This is a genomic window from Actinosynnema sp. NPDC020468, assembly GCF_040642015.1.
Classification (GTDB): domain Bacteria; phylum Actinomycetota; class Actinomycetes; order Mycobacteriales; family Pseudonocardiaceae; genus Actinosynnema.
On record NZ_JBFAEO010000031.1, the window covers coordinates 1 to 18,125 of the forward strand.

General features: G+C 72.9%; 15 protein-coding genes. 12 read left to right on the forward strand and 3 right to left on the reverse strand.

Annotation, left to right across the window (positions count from 1 at the left end; all coding sequences use genetic code 11):
• Nucleotides 1-291 precede the first annotated feature (291 nt).
• The 8 genes from AB0G50_RS22100 to AB0G50_RS22135 all read left to right on the forward strand — a co-directional run bounded on the left by AB0G50_RS22100 (nucleotide 292) and on the right by AB0G50_RS22135 (nucleotide 9,111).
• Nucleotides 292-2,211, forward strand: a complete 1,920-nt coding sequence (locus AB0G50_RS22100) for a histidine kinase (RefSeq protein ID WP_360111634.1) — start codon at nucleotides 292-294, stop codon at nucleotides 2,209-2,211.
• A complete protein-coding gene (locus AB0G50_RS22105) occupies nucleotides 2,199-2,843 on the forward strand; it encodes a response regulator transcription factor (protein ID WP_360111636.1) in 645 nt (214 codons plus the stop codon). The genes AB0G50_RS22100 and AB0G50_RS22105 overlap by 13 nt, the downstream gene beginning before the upstream one ends.
• A gap of 306 nt (nucleotides 2,844-3,149) precedes the next feature.
• The gene (locus AB0G50_RS22110; protein WP_360111638.1) at nucleotides 3,150-4,973 is read left to right on the forward strand and encodes an ABC transporter ATP-binding protein; all 1,824 of its coding nucleotides are present in this window, start codon (nucleotides 3,150-3,152) and stop codon (nucleotides 4,971-4,973) included.
• A gap of 294 nt (nucleotides 4,974-5,267) precedes the next feature.
• A complete protein-coding gene (locus AB0G50_RS22115) occupies nucleotides 5,268-5,894 on the forward strand; it encodes a hypothetical protein (protein ID WP_360111640.1) in 627 nt (208 codons plus the stop codon).
• An 83-nt stretch (nucleotides 5,895-5,977) separates the two neighbouring features.
• Complete coding sequence (locus tag AB0G50_RS22120; RefSeq protein ID WP_360111642.1) at nucleotides 5,978-6,739, forward strand: hypothetical protein; 762 nt, start codon at nucleotides 5,978-5,980, stop codon at nucleotides 6,737-6,739.
• Nucleotides 6,736-7,560, forward strand: coding sequence for a LamG domain-containing protein (locus tag AB0G50_RS22125; protein ID WP_360111644.1), 825 nt, complete (start codon nucleotides 6,736-6,738; stop codon nucleotides 7,558-7,560). Before AB0G50_RS22120 ends, AB0G50_RS22125 begins: the two co-directional genes overlap by 4 nt.
• Nucleotides 7,561-7,655: 95 nt before the next feature.
• Nucleotides 7,656-8,423, forward strand: coding sequence for a hypothetical protein (locus AB0G50_RS22130; RefSeq protein WP_360111646.1), 768 nt, complete (start codon nucleotides 7,656-7,658; stop codon nucleotides 8,421-8,423).
• A 76-nt stretch (nucleotides 8,424-8,499) separates the two neighbouring features.
• A complete protein-coding gene (locus AB0G50_RS22135; RefSeq protein WP_360111648.1) occupies nucleotides 8,500-9,111 on the forward strand; it encodes an NAD(P)H-binding protein in 612 nt (203 codons plus the stop codon).
• 161 nt (nucleotides 9,112-9,272) lie between these two features.
• Here AB0G50_RS22135 and AB0G50_RS22140 read toward each other — a convergent pair whose 3' ends face one another.
• The 3 genes from AB0G50_RS22140 to AB0G50_RS22150 are packed head-to-tail and all read right to left on the reverse strand — an operon-like array spanning nucleotide 9,273 to nucleotide 12,840.
• Nucleotides 9,273-10,706 (reverse strand): MFS transporter, encoded by a 1,434-nt coding sequence (locus AB0G50_RS22140; protein WP_360111650.1) that lies wholly within the window; start codon nucleotides 10,704-10,706, stop codon nucleotides 9,273-9,275.
• A gap of 29 nt (nucleotides 10,707-10,735) precedes the next feature.
• Entirely contained in the window at nucleotides 10,736-12,553 is a 1,818-nt protein-coding gene (gene glmS, locus AB0G50_RS22145) for a glutamine--fructose-6-phosphate transaminase (isomerizing) (protein ID WP_360111652.1), read from the reverse strand.
• A gap of 29 nt (nucleotides 12,554-12,582) precedes the next feature.
• Nucleotides 12,583-12,840: a hypothetical protein gene (locus AB0G50_RS22150; protein ID WP_360111799.1), complete on the reverse strand. Its 258-nt coding sequence runs from the start codon at nucleotides 12,838-12,840 to the stop codon at nucleotides 12,583-12,585.
• A gap of 143 nt (nucleotides 12,841-12,983) precedes the next feature.
• On the opposite strand from AB0G50_RS22150, the gene AB0G50_RS22155 reads away from it, so the two are divergent.
• From AB0G50_RS22155 to AB0G50_RS22170, 4 genes are all read left to right on the forward strand, one after another.
• On the forward strand, nucleotides 12,984-13,781 hold the full coding sequence (locus AB0G50_RS22155) for a VOC family protein (RefSeq protein ID WP_360111654.1): 798 nt from the start codon (nucleotides 12,984-12,986) through the stop codon (nucleotides 13,779-13,781).
• Nucleotides 13,782-13,989: 208 nt separating this feature from the next.
• Complete coding sequence (locus tag AB0G50_RS22160) at nucleotides 13,990-15,063, forward strand: acyl-CoA reductase (RefSeq protein WP_360111656.1); 1,074 nt, start codon at nucleotides 13,990-13,992, stop codon at nucleotides 15,061-15,063.
• Nucleotides 15,060-16,445: an acyl-CoA reductase gene (locus AB0G50_RS22165; RefSeq protein WP_360111658.1), complete on the forward strand. Its 1,386-nt coding sequence runs from the start codon at nucleotides 15,060-15,062 to the stop codon at nucleotides 16,443-16,445. Before AB0G50_RS22160 ends, AB0G50_RS22165 begins: the two co-directional genes overlap by 4 nt.
• A complete protein-coding gene (locus AB0G50_RS22170; RefSeq protein ID WP_360111660.1) occupies nucleotides 16,442-18,070 on the forward strand; it encodes a methyltransferase in 1,629 nt (542 codons plus the stop codon). The genes AB0G50_RS22165 and AB0G50_RS22170 overlap by 4 nt, the downstream gene beginning before the upstream one ends.
• The last annotated feature ends 55 nt before the right edge of the window (nucleotides 18,071-18,125 follow it).

The window sequence follows — 18,125 nt, forward strand, 5'->3', positions numbered from 1 at the left end:
GGCGGGGGCTATCGGTGTGTCCGCGGTCGCGACGGGCCCGGCGGCAACCCGGCGGGGGGCCCGCCCCGCCGGTGTTCGTCGGCGCGAGCACCCGGTGCGGAGCGAGGCGACCCGCACCCGCCGGAACCCGAACTCGGCTCCCAGTCTCGGGATCGCGGCCGGCGCGCGGATCCGAGCGGGTACGGAGGCGTTTCTCCGTACTGGCACGGAGAACGGACCGGACCGCTACCGTGTTCTCCTGTGCATCGGCTTCGCCGTGTCGCCCCGATCGCCGCCGGCGTGGTGGTGGTGATGGCGACCCTCGTCGGTGTCGTCCTGCTCGTGGCCTCCGGGCGGCCGGCCGGCGCCGCGCACTTCGCCGCCGTCGCCGGGCCCGCGCTCGCGTCCGCCGGCCTGGGCGTGCTGGTCGCCACGCGCCGGGCGGGCAACCGGGTCGGCGTGCTGCTCGGCGTCGTCGGGGTGGCCGCGGTCTGGGAGGGCCTGGGCGAGGTCTACGCGACCGTCGCGGGCACCGGGGTGCTCCCGGAGTCGCGACTGCTCCTCGCCCTGCTGGCGGGCGACTGGATGTTCCTCTACGTGCCGCCCGCGGTGCTCATGCTGTGCTTCCCGGACGGCGCGTTGTTGGGCCGCCGGTGGCGGTGGGTGGTGGCCGGGCTGCTGGTGGTGGCGCCGGTGTACGCGGTGGCCGAGTCGTTCGACCCCGGGCCGTTCCGCGACGTGGCCGGTCCGCCCGTCGTGCCGGGGGAGCCGTACCGCGCGGTCGTCGTGGTCCTGGCGAACGGGTTGCCGTTCGTGTTCCTCGGCCTGCTCGCCGCCTGCGCCGCCGCGATGGTCGTGCGCTACCGCCGCGGCGCCGAGCCCGTCGTGCGGGCGCGGTTGAAGTGGTTCGCGCTGGGCGCGTTGTCGTTGCCCGCGACCCTGTTGTCCTGCTGGGTGAGCTACCTGGTGTTCGGCGACACCCGGGTGGTCTGGTTCGGGTTGGCCGTGATGTTCCTGGCGATTCCCGCGGCGACCGCCGTCGCGGTGCTGCGCCACGACCTCTACGACGTCGACAAGGCCCTGAGCGCCGCCGTCACGTACGGCCTGGTGACCGCCGTGCTGCTCGGCGTCTACACGGTGGTCTCGTCCGTCGCGGGCCTGCGGGCGGGCGGCGCCACGCCGCTCGGGGCGGCCGTCGCGACGGCCGTCTGCGCCGCGCTGCTCGCCCCGCTGCGCCGGGGGTTGCAACGCCGGGTGGACCGCCGGGTCTACCCCGCGCGCAGCGCCGCCCTCGCCGCGATCGACGACCTCCGCCGGCGCACGCACGTCGGGACCGCGCGTCCCGAGGAGTTGGAGGGGGTGCTGCGCTCGGTGTTGCGGGACGAGCACCTGCGGGTGGTGTACCGGTTGCCGGGCCGGGACGGCCTCTTCGACGCCGACGGGCGGGTGGTCGAGCCGGTGCCCGAGCGGCTCGTGCCGGTGCGCCTGGGCGGTGAGGACATCGGGGGGCTGGTCGGCGGCGCGGCCGGGCGGGACCTGCTCGTGGAGGTGGCCGCGGCCGGCGCGCTGGTGGTGGAGGTCGTGCGGTTGCGCAGCGAGGTGAGCCGGGCGCTGGCCGAGGTGCGGGCGGGCCAGACCCGCCTGCTGCACGCGGAGTACCGGGAACGCCGCCGCCTCGAACGCGACCTGCACGACGGCGCGCAACAACGGCTGGTGGCGCTCGGCGCGACGTTGCGGGTCGCCCAGCGGCACCTGACCGACGGCGCCGTCGACGTCGACGGGTTGCTCGACCGGTCGGTGGCCGAACTGGCGACCGCCGTCGGCGAACTGCGCCGGATCGCGCACGGGCTGCGACCGTCCAGTTTGGACGACGGGCTCGAGTACGCGCTGACCCGCCTGGCGGACGGGCTGCCGATCGCGACCGAGGTGGTGGTGTGCGCGGCGGACCTGCCCGACGACGTGGCCACCGCGGTCTACTACATCGCCGGCGAGGCGGTGACGAACGCGGTGAAGCACGCCCGTGCCACCGCGATCACCGTGGGCGTCACGCGATCGGCGGGTCGGGTGACGATCCGCGTCGGCGACGACGGCGTCGGTGGCGCCGAGGAGCGCCCGGGCGCCGGGCTCGTCGGCCTGACCGACCGGGTCCGGGCCGCCGGCGGCACACTGCTGCTGTCCAGCCCGCACGGCGCCGGTACGGTCGTGGAGGCGGTCCTGCCATGCGGATCGTGATCGGCGAGGACTCGGCGCTGTTCCGGGAGGGGTTGGCCCACCTGCTGTCCGACGCCGGGCACGAGGTGGTGGCGAAGGCGGCGGACGCCCCCACCCTGGTGGCCGCGGTCGACGCCACCCGCCCGGACCTGGCCCTGATCGACATCCGGATGCCGCCGACGTCCACCGACGACGGCACCCTGGCCGCGCGCCGACTCCGGCGCGACCAGCCGACGTTGGGGATCGTGCTGCTCTCCCAGCACACCGAGACCCGCCACGCCGTGGAACTGGTGGCCGCCGGTCGGTTCGGCTACCTGCTCAAGGACCGGGTCCTCGACGTCGAGAACTTCCTGGACGCGCTGCGGCGGGTCGCGGCCGGCGGCTCCGCGCTCGACCCCGAGATCGTGACGAGGCTGCTGACCTCGCGCCGACGCGACGACCGGCTGTCCCGGATCACCGCGCGGGAACGGGAAGTGCTCGCGCTGATGGCGGAGGGGCGCACGAACCTGGGCATCGCCCGCCGCCTGCGACTCGCCGACCGCACCGTGGAAACCCACGTCGGATCGATCCTGGCCAAACTCGGCCTCGCGGAGTCCGACGAGGACCACCGCCGGGTCCTCGCCGTCCTGCTCTACCTGGGCCACTCGACCTGATCGGCCCGCGCCGGCGGCCGGCCGATCGCGAAGAGGGATTCGAGAAGGGCGGCCTGTTCGCCTCGTCGATCCCACGTCCGCGACGGTGGAACACCTCTCGGAAGGGAGCCGCGCGGTACCCGTCCGGTGAGGTCGAGGCACGCGTATTCGCGGTCGATGCGGGCGCTTGGGGAAATGGTCGAAAAGAAGAGAACGCAGGAGGTCGGCGCTTTACAGTCCACAAAGGACAGAAGGCGATATTCGATCGCCACGACCCAGCCCCGGGGTGCAGGATGGTCCACCGACCTGCGGCCGGAAGGGGATCACATGAGTGCGTCGGAGGATTCCGGAGGTGGGGGCAGGCGGGCCGCGTTGGTGCTCGCGTTGCGGTACTACGGGCGTGAGGTGTGGCGGCTGCGGAAGGTGTCCGTTCCCGGGTTGGTGCTCCCCGCGCTGGGCAACACCTTCCTCCAGTACCTCTCGCCGCTCGTCGTCGCCGCGCTCGTCGGGCGGCTGGCGACCGGCGGCACGGCGCACGTGGACGAGCTGCTGCCCTACGTCCTCGGGTTCGCCGGGTTGTTGCTGTTCGCCGAGGTGCTCTGGAGGGTGGGGCTGCACTGCCTCAACCGGACCGACGGGCGGGGGATCGAGCACCTCGCGGTGGTCGGGATGGACGAGCTGCTCGCCAAGGACGCGGCGTTCTTCCACGACAACTTCGCCGGGAGCCTGACCAAGAGGGTGCTGAGCTTCGCGTCCCGGTTCGAGGACTTCGTGGACACGGTCGCGTTCTCGGTCGTGGCCAACCTGGTGCCACTCGGGTTCGCGTCGGTGGTGCTGTGGCGCTACGACCCGGTGCTGGTCCTGGTGCTGCTCGGGTTGCTCCTGGTGACCGGCTTCGTGGTGGCGCCCCTGATCCGCCGCCGGCAGCGGCTGGTGGACGAGCGCGAGGCGGCCATCGCGCGGGTGTCCGGGCACGTCGCCGACACGCTGATGAACATGGACACGGTGCGGGCGTTCGCGGCCGAGCGGCGGGAGGCCGCCGAGCACCGCGAGCGGGTGGCCGAGCAGCGGCGCAAGTCGATCCGGTCGTGGGACTACGGGAACCTGCGGATCGACACCGTCGTCGCGCCCGCGTCCGTGCTGACCAACGCGCTCGGGTTGCTGCTCGCGATCGGGCTGAGCGGCGGGCTCGGGGTCGAGGCGCTGGTGGTGACGTTCTCCTACTACTCCAACGCGACCCGGATCATGTTCGAGTTCAACCAGGTCTACCGGCGGATCGAGAGCTCGCTCACCGAGGCGGCCCAGTTCACCGAGCTGCTGCTGACGCCGCCGAGCGTGGTGGACCCGCCCGACCCGACGCCGCTGCGCGCCGCGCCCGCCGAGGTCCGCTTCGACCGGGTCGGGTTCGCGCACGCGGGCGCGCCGCCGCTGTTCACCGACCTGGACCTGACCGTGCCCGGCGGCACGCGGATCGGCCTCGTCGGCCGCTCGGGCGGCGGCAAGAGCACCCTGATCCGGCTGCTGCTGCGGCTGATGGACATCGACTCCGGTCGGATCACGCTCGCCGGCCAGGACATCGCCCGGATGACCCAGGCCGACCTGCGCGGGCTGATCGCGTACGTGCCGCAGGACCCGGCGATGTTCCACCGGTCGCTGCGGGACAACATCGCCTTCGCCCGGCCCGGCGCGACCGACGCCGACGTGCGGCGCGCGGCGGAGGCGGCGCACGTCACCGAGTTCGCCGACGCCCTGCCCGAGGGCTTCGACACGCTGGTCGGCGAACGCGGCGTGAAGCTCTCCGGCGGTCAGCGGCAGCGGGTGGCGCTGGCCAGGGCGATCCTGCGCGACGCGCCGGTGCTGCTGCTGGACGAGGCGACCAGCGCGCTGGACTCGGAGAGCGAGATCCTCGTCCAGGAGGCGCTCTGGCGGCTGATGGAGGGGCGCACGGCGCTGGTGGTCGCCCACCGGCTGAGCACGGTGGTGCGGATGGACCGCCTGGTCGTGGTCGACCGCGGCACGATCGTCGAGCAGGGCAGCCACGCCGAACTGCTGGAGCGCGGCGGCCCGTACGCCCGGCTGTGGCACCACCAGTCCGGCGGCTTCCTGTCCGAAGAAGACGAAAAATCTGCCGGAGTCCACCAGTACGGGTGAGGCTTCACGCGGTAGTGATCGACCGCGCGGTGGCTCAGGGTCGCCAACGGGTGGCCCTGACCCGCCGGTGCCACGTGTGGGTGACCATCGAAGAGTGAAGCGCCCACGCAGGGTGCGGAAAGTCCGATCAGAGCGGAGATCTCCGTCCGGAGGCGGCGGCGTCATGAGCCGCAAACTGGTGCGTATCAGGATCGTGCGGCGAGCCGGTGTCCATTGTGGATGGATCCGGAACGCCGAGCGCGACCCGGAAACGCAAGCGGGCACCCGTGGCCCGGCCCTGAGAGGACAGTGTTCATGAGCTCCGACCCCGGACGTCAGCAGCCCCGCCGCAAGTTCGCCGTCCTGGCGGTGATGGGCGGTCTGGTCGGCAGCGCGCTGCTGGCCCTCTCGTTGACCGGCACGCTGTCCGCCTTCACGGCGGCGATCACCAACTCCACCGACACGGTGACCACCGGCTCCCTGATCCTGCGGGAGACCGACGGCACCAACACCTGCATCAGCACGAGTTCGGCCACGAACTCGGCGACCTGCGCGACGATCAACAAGTACACCGGCACGACGCTGGTGCCCGGCGGCTCGGCGACCAAGACGGTCACCCTGGCCAACGACGGCACCGCGACGCCCGCCACCTTCACCCTCACCCCGGGCACCTGCTCCCAGTCGGGCTCGGTCAGCGGCATCACGCCGGCGACCGACTTCTGCGCCCAGGTGACCCTCAAGCTCTACGCCGCGGCCACCGCCACCGGCACGCCGATCTACAACGGCACGCTCGCCGCGTTCACCTCGGCGCAGACGCTGACGCCGCTCGCGCCGTCCACGACCCAGGCCTACACCTTCGTCGTGTCGCTGCCCGCCTCGCTCGGCAACACCTACCAGGGTCTGACCGCCTCGCAGCCGTTGACCTGGACGTTCAGCTCCTGACCCGCGACTTGACGCCGAACCGGACGACGGGGCGGCGGGGCACCCGCCCCGCCGCCCCGACGGCTGTCCTCGCCCTGCTGGCGGTGGTCCTGATCGGCGGCACGGCGGCGGCCGTGGTGTGGCGGGTCGCGGGCGGCCACTGGTTCTCGGTGGACACCCCGTCCATGGGCGTGGCCGCGCCCGTCGGCACGCTGGTGCTGACCCGGCCGACGCGGATCGCGGACCTGGCGGTGGGCGACATCGTCTCGTTCACCCCCGACGACGGCGGCACCGTGCACACCCACCGGGTGATCCGGATCGAGGGCGGCGTGGCCCGCACCCGGGGCGACATCAACGGCGCCGAGGACCCGTGGCAGGTGCGGGACGCGAACCTCGTCGGCGTCGTCGTCGCCCGGTGGTGGGGGATGGCCTGGCTGGTCAAGGCGCTGCCGATCCTGCTGTTCGGCGGCGCGCTCGTGTGGCTGCTGACCCGGTACGCGGGCGCGAACTGGCGGGCGCCGCTGCGGCTCGTGCTCTACCCGCTGGTGGTGTGCGTGGCGGTGGTGTGGCTGCGGCCCCTGGTCGGCGTGACGCTGCTCGGCACGTTCGGCGAGAACGGCCTGACCCGCGCCACGGTCGTGTCCACCGGCCTGCTGCCGATCCGGGCGAGCACGCCGGACGGGGTGAGCGCGGACCTGCGCGGCGGGCAGGTGGCCGAGTTGGTGAGCACCGCGGTCGACGGGCAGGGCCGGCTGCCGATCTCGGTGGGCGCGCACATGTCCTGGCCGTGGTGGGTGGTGTGCCTGGCGCTGTGCGCGGCGCCGCTGCTGGCGTCGTTGTTCGTCCGACCGAGGGAGACGGCGTGAAGCGGCTGGTGGCGTTGGGCACGGTGCTCGCGCTGGTGGTCTACACGGGCGCGGAGCCGACGGTCAGCGGGTACACCGCGTCGTTGGCCAACTCGACGGACACCGTGTCGATGGCCGCGAACACCTGCATGACGCGACCGCTCGCCGACAGCCCGACCCGCTTCTACCCGTTGAACGAGACGACCGGCACGACCGCGTTCGACCTCTCCCCGTCCGCCGCCAACGGCGTGTACCAGGGCGGCCGGCAGACGGTCAGCGTCGCGGCCTACCCGTGCGTGCGGGACACCCAGGCGTACGCGGTGCTCGACACGCTGCACTTCGTGTCGACCACCGGCGCGCTGACGATCAGCGCGACCACCAGCCAGAGCCACGAGGCGTGGTTCCGCACCGTGACGGGCGTCGGCGTGATCACCGGGTTCGGCGACACCATCTCGGGGGCGTCGACCAAGAAGGACAACCTGTTGGTGGTCACCACGTCCGGCAAGATCGGGTTCCTCACCTACAACGGCGTGAACTACGAGATCCTGTCCTCGTTCGCGTTCAACGACGGCGCGTGGCACCACGTGGTCGGCGTGCACGACGCGAGCTTCGGCATCCGGCTCTACCTCGACGGCGCGCTGATGACCTCGCTCGCGGGCGCGCACCCGGAGACGGTCACCGGGTACGTGCGCATCGGGTACGAGAGCACTGCGGGCTACACCAACGGTTTCGGGTCGAGCCAGCTGCTCGCGCACTTCGTCGGCAACCTCGCGTTCGTCGCCTACTACCCCTACGCGCTGAGCGCCGCTCAGGTTCTGGCGCACTACAACGCGGGCCGGTGAATCCGTAACCTTTTCGTGTCCCGTCGCCGGTATCCCACGTCCCTTGGCACGGTCCTGTCGGGTACCGAAGGACCGCCGACGAAGGGAACCGGGCGATGTTGGTCGCGCTGGTGCGCAACACGTGGACGCAGGAGAAGCGGGACGTCATCCTCAGCCGCCGCAAGGCGTTGGCCATCCACGAGGGTCAACGGCTGCTGAAGGTCGACGGGATCAAGGACCTCGTGGCGGGTGAGGAGCTCTGGCTGTACTCGCACGGCGGCGAGACCACCTTCTGCGGCATGGTCGTCGACACCCTGGACAAGTGGTTGGTGCGCAAGAGGTTGATGCCCGCCGGCAGCAGGCGGATCGTCCTCAAGGGTTGCCGGACCGCGACCTACGCCCGGGAGCTCCAGGCCGCGCTGCGCCTGCGCACCGGGTACGAGAACGTCACCGTCGTCGGGTTCGCGGGCGTGCGCTCGTACACCACCGTCGACGGCGAGATGCAGATCGAGGTCGAGACGCCGCGGGAGAACAAGAAGGCCGACCGGGCGTCGGCGCTCGCGGAGATCGCGACCCGGCGGTCGCTGACGGGCACCGGTACGTCCCGCGCCGAGGTCGAGAAGGAGGTCACCAAGGCGCGCACCTCGGCCCGGCGCGAGGTCATCCGGCACACCGCGGTGCTGGACGAGGGCGCGGCCGAGGGCACCGGCGAGTTCGTGGCGCTGGACGACCGGATGAGCCGCCGGGTGGCCCGCGACGAGACCCGTCAGGACCTGGTCCGCGAGCGCGAGGCCGAGCTCACCCCGCCGCCCCCGAAGCGCAAGCGCAAGCACATCGAGGAGCCGACCGACGACACCGCGGACCAGGGCCAGAACCAGGGCTGACCCGGGCGGTCCCACGTCGTGGGAGCAGACCCGGGTGACTGGGCCGTTTCGGCTAACCGAACGTACGGTTCCGGCCATGGCCACCATCGCGCTGTACGGCGCCACCGGAACCATCGGATCGAGGGTCGTGGACGAGGCGCTGCGCCGCGGCCACACCGTCACCGCGGTCCTGCGCGACCCCGCGAAGCTCGAGCGGACCGACGTCGTCAAGCTGGAGGGCGACGTCGCGAACCCCGACGCCGAGCAGTTGCGCGGGCACGACGTCGTGGTCAGCTCGGTCAACGGTGACGTCGCGTTGGCCGCGCGGGAACTCGTCGGAGCGCTCCGCACGCTCGACGTGACACCGCGGCTGGTCGTCGTCAACGGCGCGGGCAGCCTGGAGACCGCGCCCGGCGTGGCGGTCTGGGACGCACCCGGACTGCCTGACTGGCTGCTCGCGATCATGCACTCGCACGGCGACGCGCTGGACTACCTGAACACGGTGGACGACGTGCCGTGGACCGCGTTCAGCCCGGCGGGCACGATCGAACCCGGTGAGCGGACCGGCGAGTACCGCCTCGGCGGCGACCAGCTCGTGGTCGACGCGGAGGGCAAGAGCTGGATCAGCGCGGAGGACTACGCCGTGGCCCTGGTGGACGAGATCGAGAACCCGAAGCACATCGGCCGCCGCTTCACCGCCGCCCGCTGACCCGACCGCACCGCTGACCGACACCCGCCCGGCAGTCCTTCGGGACTGCCGGGCGGATTCGTGTCGGGCGCACGCCGCCGGGGTCGTGCGGCAGCGGGTTTCGGCCGCGCCCTCCGCGCGCGTCGGCGTTCGTCGGCCGCTCCGAACCGGCTCGTGGTGCCTCAGGCGGCGCGGGCGCTGAGCGGGGTCGCGATGTCCTCCAGGGAGGCGCGTTCCGCCTTCACGCCGAACAGGAGTTCGGCGACGCCGCCCAGGGCCATCACCACGGCCGCCGCGCCGAAGCCCAGGGCCACCGCGCCCGCGTCGCCCGAGTCGATCAGCGAGCCGAACAGCAGCGGACCGGTGATGCCGCCCAGCGCGGTGCCCACGGCGTAGAAGAACGCGATCGCCAGCGCCCGGGTTTCCATCGGGAAGATCTCGCTGACCGTCAGGTAGGCCGCGCTCGCGCCCGCCGAGGCGAGGAAGAACGTGGCCACCAGCAGCGCCAGGAACGCCCACTGCCCGCCCGCGCCGGTGACGAACACCCAGGCCAGCGGGATCGTCAGCGCCGCCGAGCCCAGGTAGGTCAGCGCGATCATCGGCTTGCGGCCGACGCTGTCGAAGAAGTGGCCCAGCACCAGCGGTCCCAGCAGGTTGCCCACCGCGAAGACGATCAGGAACACCGGGATCAGGCCGGACGACACGTGGTAGTAGTCCGCGAACAGGGTGCCCAGGTTGAACGTGACCCCGTTGTAGATGAACGCCTGCCCGACGAACAGCGCGAGCCCGAGGATCGACCGGCGCGGGTAGTCGCGGAACGCGGTGCGGGCGATCTCGGTGAGCGACACGGTGCCGTGCCGGTGGATCTCGATGGACTTGTCCACCTCGGCCAACTCCTCGCCGGTCTCGGCGCGGACGTCCCGCTCGATGCCGTCCACCAGCGCGTCGGCCTCCTCGCCGCGACCGTGGATGAACAGCCAGCGCGGGCTTTCCGGCACGTGCCGCCGCACGACCAGGATCACCAGGCCCAGCACCGCGCCCAGCCCGAACCCGATCCGCCAGCCGACGCCCGTCGGCAGCAGGTCGGTGTCCAGCAGCACCAGCGCCAACGCCGACCCCGCCGCCGCGCCCGCCCAGTACGTGCCGTTGACGACCAGGTCGATCCGGCCGCGCAACCGGGCCGGGATCAGCTCGTCCACCGCGGAGTTGATCGCCGAGTACTCGCCGCCGATGCCCGCGCCGGTGACGAACCGGGCCAGGAAGAAGAACCACGGCGCGAACGAGAACGCGGTCGCCACCGTGGCCACGACGTACACGCCCAGGGTGATCAGGAACAGCTTCTTGCGGCCGTACCGGTCGGTCAGCCGGCCGAACACCAGCGCGCCGACGCACGCACCCGCCACGTAGAAAGCGGCGGCCACGCCGATGGTGGCCGCCGTCAGGCCCGTGCCCGCGCCCGGTTCGACCAGCCGGGCCGCCATCGCGCCGACGATGGTGACTTCCAGCCCGTCCAGGATCCACACCGTGCCGAGGCCGATCAGGATCCGCCAGTGCCACTTCGTCCACGGCAGCCGGTCCAGCCGCGCGGGGATCTTCGTGCTGATCACGTCGCTCACCGGGAGGCAGTACCCGGTGGACGACCGCGCTATTCCACGGTGACGCTCTTGGCCAGGTTGCGCGGCCGGTCGACGTCCCGGCCCAGCGCCCGCGCCACGTGGTAGGCGAACACCTGCAACGCCACCGAGTGGGTGATCGGCGCCAGCGCCTCGTGCGCCTTCGGCACCACGACGACGTCGGACGCGGTGCCGGCGGGCAGCACGGCGTCGGTCACCGCGATCACCGGTCCGCCGCGCGCCTTGACCTCCTCGATCGTGGCCAGGTTCTTGGCCAGCAGCTCGTCGTCCGGCACGACCACCACGGTCGGCATCAGCGGGTCGATCAGCGCCAGCGGACCGTGCTTGAGCTCGGAGGCCTGGTAGGCCTCCGCGTGCACGTAGGAGATCTCCTTGAGCTTCTGCGCGCCCTCCCGCGCCACCGGCCACCCGCGCACCCGACCGACGAAGAACATGTGCTCGGCGGCGGCGTACTTCCGCGCCACGGCGGCGATCGCGTCCTCGGAGGCCAGCACCTCGGCGATCGCGGCGGGCAGCTCGGCCAGGCCCGTCACGAGCCGTCGGCCCTCGGTGATCGACAGGTCCCGCACCCGGCCGAGGTCCAGCGCCAGCATCGCCAGCGCCACGGCCATCGTGGTGAACGACTTCGTCGCGGCCACCGACACCTCGGGGCCCGCGTGCAGGAACACGCCCGAGCCGCACTCGCGGGCGATCGAGCTGCTGACCGCGTTGACCACGCCGATCACGTGGCCGCCCTTGCGCTTGAGCTCCTGCACCGCGCCGAGGGTGTCCAGGGTTTCGCCGGACTGGCTGATCGCGACGTACAGCGTGTCCGGGTCCACCACGGGGTTGCGGTAGCGGAACTCCGAGGCGGGCTCGGCGTCGGCCGGGATCCGGGCCAGCTGCTCGATCAGGTCCGCGCCCAGCTGGCCCGCGTAGTAGGCCGAGCCGCAGCCGAGCAGCTTGACCCGGCGGATCCGCTGGTAGTCCTGCGCGGTCAGGCCGATGCCGCCCAACCGCGCGGACATGAACCGGCGGTCGAGCCGGCCGCGCAGGCACCGGTCCACCGCGTCGGGCTGCTCGCGCATCTCCTTGTACATGAAGTCCGGGTGCTCGCCCAGCTCGTACTCGCCCGAGGCGACCTCGATGGCGGTGGGGGAGCGGGTGGTCGAGGTGGCGTCCATGGTCGAGGTCCGGTAGCCCTCGGCGGTGACCGTGGCCAGCTCGTCGTCGTCCAGGTAGATCACCTGCTGGGTGAACCGGACCAGCGCCGCCACGTCCGAGGCCACCAGCATCTCGTGCTCGCCGACGCCCAGCACCACCGGGCTGCCGCGCCGGGCCGCGACCAGCTCGCCCGGCCGGTCGGCGTCCATCACGATCACCCCGTAGGTGCCCTCGACCTGGGTCAGCGCCTCGCGGACCGCGTCCTCCAACGAGTCGGCCGCGCTGCGGGCGACCAGGTGGGCCAGCACCTCGCTGTCGGTGTCCGAGGCCAGCGCGACGCCGTCGGCGACCAGTTGCGCGCGCAGCCGCTCGGAGTTCTCGAACACCCCGTTGTGCACGATCGCGACCCGGCGCGCGGCGTCCACGTGCGGGTGCGCGTTGCGGTCGGTCGGCTCGCCGTGGGTGGCCCAGCGGGTGTGCGCGATGCCGGTGGTGCCCGCGAGGTCCTCGGGCAGGATCCGCCGCAGGTCCGCGACCCGGCCCGCGGTCTTGACCACCTCGACGCCGTCCTCGGCCGCGATCGCCACGCCCGCCGAGTCGTAACCCCGGTACTCCAGCCGGTGCAGGCCCTCGACCAGCAGCGGCGTGGCGTCCCGCGCGCCCACGTAACCGACGATTCCGCACATGCGCCCAAACTCCTTGCTGGTAGCCGGACTCAGCCGTAGACGATGCGGCGCAACTGGCGCTGCGACAGGGGTGGCGCGGCGACCGGGCGCGCGTCCAGCTCGGCGGCCAGGCGTTCCCAGATGCCCGCGTTCGGCACGCCGCGGGCACGCAGTTCGGCGTGCCGGCGCAGGACGTACTCGTCGACGGTCTCGACGAAGTAGCCCATCACGTCGGCCACGAGCCGGTGCGCGGTCGCCGGCGGGATGCCGGTCGTGCGCACCACGTGCCGGACCAGGTCGCCCGGCACCTCGTCGTCCACGGCGTCCAGCATGGCCACCATCCCACCACCCGGCCACACCCCCTGCCCGCTTTCGGGCACGGGCCGTCGCGCCCCGCGCACCCGCCGGTACTACGGTGGTGCGGCCCGATCCGCTGCCGAGGAGGTGTGACGTGCTCTCCACCGACTACGTCCCGGGTGTGCCCAACTGGTTGGACATCGGCAGCCCCGACGTCGACCGGGCGGTGGCCTACTACACCGCGCTGTTCGGCTGGGGGTTCGAGCCGCTGGGCGAGGACACCGGCTACGGCGTGTTCCGGCAGGACGAGGACGTGGTGGCCGCGATCGGTCCGTTGACCGAGGAGGGCGCGCGGTCCGAGTGGACGGTCTACTTCCGGGTGGACGACGCGGACGGCGCGGTGGCGGCCGCGGCGGAGGCGGGCGGCGCGGTGCGGGTGCCGCCGTTCGACGTGTTCACCAACGGCCGGATGGCCGCGCTGACCGACCCGACCGGAGCCGAGTTCGCGATCTGGCAGCCGCGCGACACCGCCGGGCTTGATCTCGTCACCGATCCGGTGTCACTCGCCTGGGTGGAATTGCACACCGACAACCCGGGCGACGCGCGTGCTTTCTACCATTCTGTGCTCGAGTGGAATTCCGCCGACGTGCCCACTCCCGGCGGCGACGGCGAGTACGTGCTCCTGACGCCGCGGGACGGCGGCGACAGCAGTTCATTCGGCGGTGTGGTGCGCAAGGAGCACGGCAAATCGCACTGGCTGCCCTATTTCGAGGTGCCCGACGCGGACGCGGTGATGGCGCGCAACGACGAGTTGGGCGGCGGTCTCGTGCTGCCCGCCGTGTACGCCGCCGGTGTCGGCCGCACCGCGTGGCTCAGCGACCCCTCCGGTGCCCGTTTCGGCGTGCTGACCAGCACCAACCAGAACCGGTCCGACCCTGGGGCGACCGGGTGAACCGGAATGCGTCCATCGGAATGTAATTCATCGGCCACCGGCCACTTCGGGCAACTGGGCTTGTTCGTTTCCGGCGCGCGTTGCTAGCGTGCCCAGGTCGTCGCCCCGGCCGGGTTTGACACGCGGGTGTGCGCCGGGATCCGGAAGGGATCCCGGACCCTGGCACGCCGCCCGCCCCCGAATTGCTCTCATCGCATGGAGGCAGTCGATGGCTGTTGCCCACGACGATCCGTACGTGGCACGCCTGTTCGAGGACATCGCCCTGCTGGTGGTCGACGGGGTCGGGGACCCCGACGCGCTGCACGAGCGGCTGCTCGAGCTGAGCGTGGCCAACTCACCGGACGTGGCGCGGTACTGGAAGCAGGTCGGACCGGGCGTCGGCGTGCCCGACGCGGCGTACAAGGACCGCGGGCCCCACCTGTTCCCGGACGCGCCGGTGGTCCGCGAGTTCCGCACCAGCGGCACCACCGGGAGTGTTCGCGGCAGCGTGCGCTACACGAAGCTCGGCCTGGAGTTGAAGGCCCTCGCGGTCGCGACCAACGCGCGCCGGTTCGTGGTGCCCGACGGCCCGCCGCCGGTGGTGATCGTCTTCGCGCCCTCCGAGCTCGACCACCCCGAGATGGCGATCGCGTTCGACATGGCCCGCATCAAGGAGACCTGCGGCGACCCGGAGCTGAGCACGTGGGTCGTCGGACCGGGCGGCGTGGACTACGCGCTGCTCGCCCGGCGCCTGGACGCGGCGGTCGCGGCGGGCCTGCCGGTGCTGATGGTCGGCGGCAGCTTCGCGTTCGTCAACGCGTGCGACGCGCTGGAGGCGCGTGGCCTGCGCTGGGAGTTACCGGAGGGCTCGAGCGTGTTCGACGGCGGCGGGTTCAAGGGCCGGTCGCGGGTGATGCGGGTGGACGACCTGCGCGCCGCGGTGGGCCGGGTGTTCGGCGTCCGCCGGTTCGGCAACCTGTTCGGCATGACGGAGTTGGCCAACCAGCTCTACGACGCGAGCGACCGACCCGTCGGACCGCTCGGCGAACGACCGCGCGCGACCCAGCCCTGGGGCGGCCCGCTGGTCCGCGACCCGCACACCCGCGGTCTGCTGACCGAGGGCGAGGGATTGCTGGAGGTCCGCGACCTGTGCCTGATCGACCGCCCGCACGTGCTGCTGACCGGTGACCGCGCCATCGCCGCGCACGACGGTGTCGCCGTCGCGGGCCGCATCGCCGGCGGCACGAGTCGCGGCTGCTCGCTGTCCCTGGACGAGATGACCGCCGGGACGGTGGGCGCATGAGCGTGTCGTGGATCCCCGACTGGGCCGCCGACCTCGACCGGGAGGCCTTCACCCTGACCGCGGCGGGCCACGAGTGGCACGGCGTCCGGCCGCGCGACTGGGACGCCGTCGAAGCCGGCTTGGAGCAGGCCCACCGGCGGCTGCGGGACCTGCCCGTGCGGCGGATCGTGGCCGCCGTCGACGAGGCCGCGCGCCGCTGGTGCGATCGGGGTTTCCCGGCCAGACGGGAGTTCGCGGCCAACGCCGCGGTGGTCACCGGGATGTCCGTGGAGACCGTCGACCGGGCGCTGGACGCCGAGATCGGCACCCTGCGCGCCGAGTCGCTGTTGGCCGCGCTGGAGCGCGAGCTGGGCGACCCCGAGGTGCTCGACGGGTTCCGCGGCGGCACCACCGCGTTCGGCCCGCGCACCACGCTGGCGGTGTTCTCCGGCAACGTGCCGGGGTTGCCCGGCCGGTCGCTGGTCCGCGCGCTGCTGGTCAAGTCGACGGTGATCGCGAAGATCCCGGCCAAGGAGCCGCACTTCGCGGCCGCGTTCCTGCGCACCCTGCACGAGGTGGAGCCGGTGCTCGCGGACGCGGTGATCGCGACCTACTGGGGCCGCGACGACACGGCGAACCTCGACGGCGCGCTGGACCGGTCCGACGCGGTGATCGCCTACGGCAACGACGCGGCGTGCGGCGCGATCCGGGCCAGGGTCCGGCCGCACCAGCTCTACGAGGAGCACGGCCACAAGCTGTCGTTCGGCCTGGTCTCCGCCGGGTACGTCGAGCAGCTCGGCGCGGCCGCCGTGGCGGCCGGGATCGCGGCGGACTGTAGCGAGTACGACCAGCACGCGTGCCTGTCGCCGCAGGTCTACCTGGTGGAGGCGACGCACGCCCGCGAGGTCGCGAGGCACCTGGCGGGCGCGATGCGGCAGCAGGCCGAGCAGTGCCCGCCCGGTGTGGTCGAGGGCGAGGACGCGGTGGTGCTGCAACACCGCAGGATGCTCGCCGAGTGGCGGTCCGCGAGCGCGGACGCGGGCGGGGTGTGGTCCTCGGACGGTCTGGAGTGGACGGTCGTGCTGGACGACGCGCTGCTGCCGCTGAGCGGCGCGGGCAACCGGGTGGCGCGCGTCGTCGCGGTGCCGGACCTGGCCGCGGCGGTCGACCTGGTGCGGCCCTACTCGAACCACCTTCAGAACGTGGGACTGGGCGCGGTGGGCGAGGAGTTCCGGCGCACGGCGGAGGCGCTGGCCGGGCTCGGCGTCAGCCGGGTGACCGCGCCGGGGTCGATGACCCGGGCGAGCATGGTGTGGCGGCACGACGGCAGGCCGCGGATCGCCGGGCTCCTGCGGTGGTGCGACGTGGAACTGCACCCCGAGCTGGAAGCGGTTTCCGCGTGACCGCGGGCACCGCGCCGTCGGGCGTCCGCGACCACGGGCAGGTGCACGACCTGATCGCGTTCCTGCGCAAGGCGGACACCCGCGAGGCGCTCGGCGTCGCGGTGCCCGCGCCGGCGGCCGACGACCTGGCCCGCCACCTGGACTTCGCGCACGGCGCGTTGCTGGTGGTGGCGTGCTCGGTGGACCGGGCGCGCCGGGACCTGGTGGAGCTGGGCGTGCGGCCGGGCGTCGACGCGCCGAGCGTCGTGGTGCGGTCGCGGGTGGCCGAGCGGCTGGGCGTGCCGGTGGCCGAGGTGGACGTGCGGATCCTGTCGTGCGACGTCGACGGCGGCCGGGTGCTGGAGCTGTTCGTGCTGGTGGACCCGGACGGCGTGCACGGCGCGCTGGCGCTGGACGAGCACCGGTACGGCCGCGAGTCGCACCTGGCGTTCGAGGCGCGCACCGACGACCCGCTGGTGCTGCGCGGCGTCCACCGCACGCTGGTGGGACCGGGCGGGCTGGTGCCCGACGGCGGCGGTTACAACGGGCACGAGGACGCCTCGGTGCTGTACTTCCGCGGCGTCGGGCGGATCGAGCTGCACCTGCCCGGCCGCTCCGACCTGCTGGACGAGCACCTCGGCCTCCCCGACCGGCACCGGCGGGACATGCTGGAGCTGATGACCGGCGCGTGGCGCACCCAGGCGGTGGCGGTCGCGGCCGAACTCGGGGTCGCCGACCACCTGGCCGCCGGTCCGCTGGCGACGCCCGCGCTCGCCGCGCTGGTCGGCGCGCGCGAGGACAACCTGCGCCGGCTGCTGCGCTTCCTGGCCGCGCTCGGCGTGGTCGAGGCGGACGGCGACGCGTGGTCGTGCACCCCGCGCGGCGCGTTGCTGGCGAGCGACGCCGAGGGGTCGCAGCGGGACCTCGCCCGGGTGTACGGCGGGTTCTTCTACCGCTCGTTCGGGCAGTTGCTGCACACCGTGCGGACGGGGGAGTGCGCGTTCACCGAGGTGTTCGGCGCGGAGCCGTTCGACCACTTCGCGGCGAACCCCGCCGACGCGCGGCTGTTCGAGGGCGCGATGGCGGCCGGCACCGGGTTCCTCAAGGCGGTGCCGGCGGCGCTGGACCTGCCGGAGCGCGGCACGGTGGTCGACGTCGCGGGCGGTGACGGGCACCTGCTGGCGCTCGTGCTGGCCGCGGCGCCGGGGTTGCGCGGCGTGCTGTTCGACCGGCCGCACGTGATCGCCACGGCGGGCGCGGTGCTCGACGGGTACGGCTGCCGGGACCGGGTCTCGTTGGCGGAGGGCGACTTCTTCCGCGACCCGGTGCCCGCCGGCGGCTCGCTCTACCTGCTGTCGCGGATCCTTCACGACTGGGACGACGAGCGGTGCTCGACCATCCTGCGCAACATCCGGTCCGCGATCACCGGGCCCGCGACGCTGGTGCTCGTGGAACGGCCGGTGCCGGAGACCCACCTCGAGCCGTTGCCGCTGGCCTACGACGTGCACATGATGGTCAACAACGTGCAGGGTCGCGAGCGGTCACCGGGGGAGTACCGGGAGTTGTTGCGCGCCAACGGGTTCGAGCTGACCGACGTGCGCCCGCTCGCGCTGGACATGGCGGTGCTGGCGGCCCGGCCGGTGTAGGTGACCGCTCTCACGGGTCCGAATGGCGGAAAACGGGTTCCTCGTCGCCGACGCC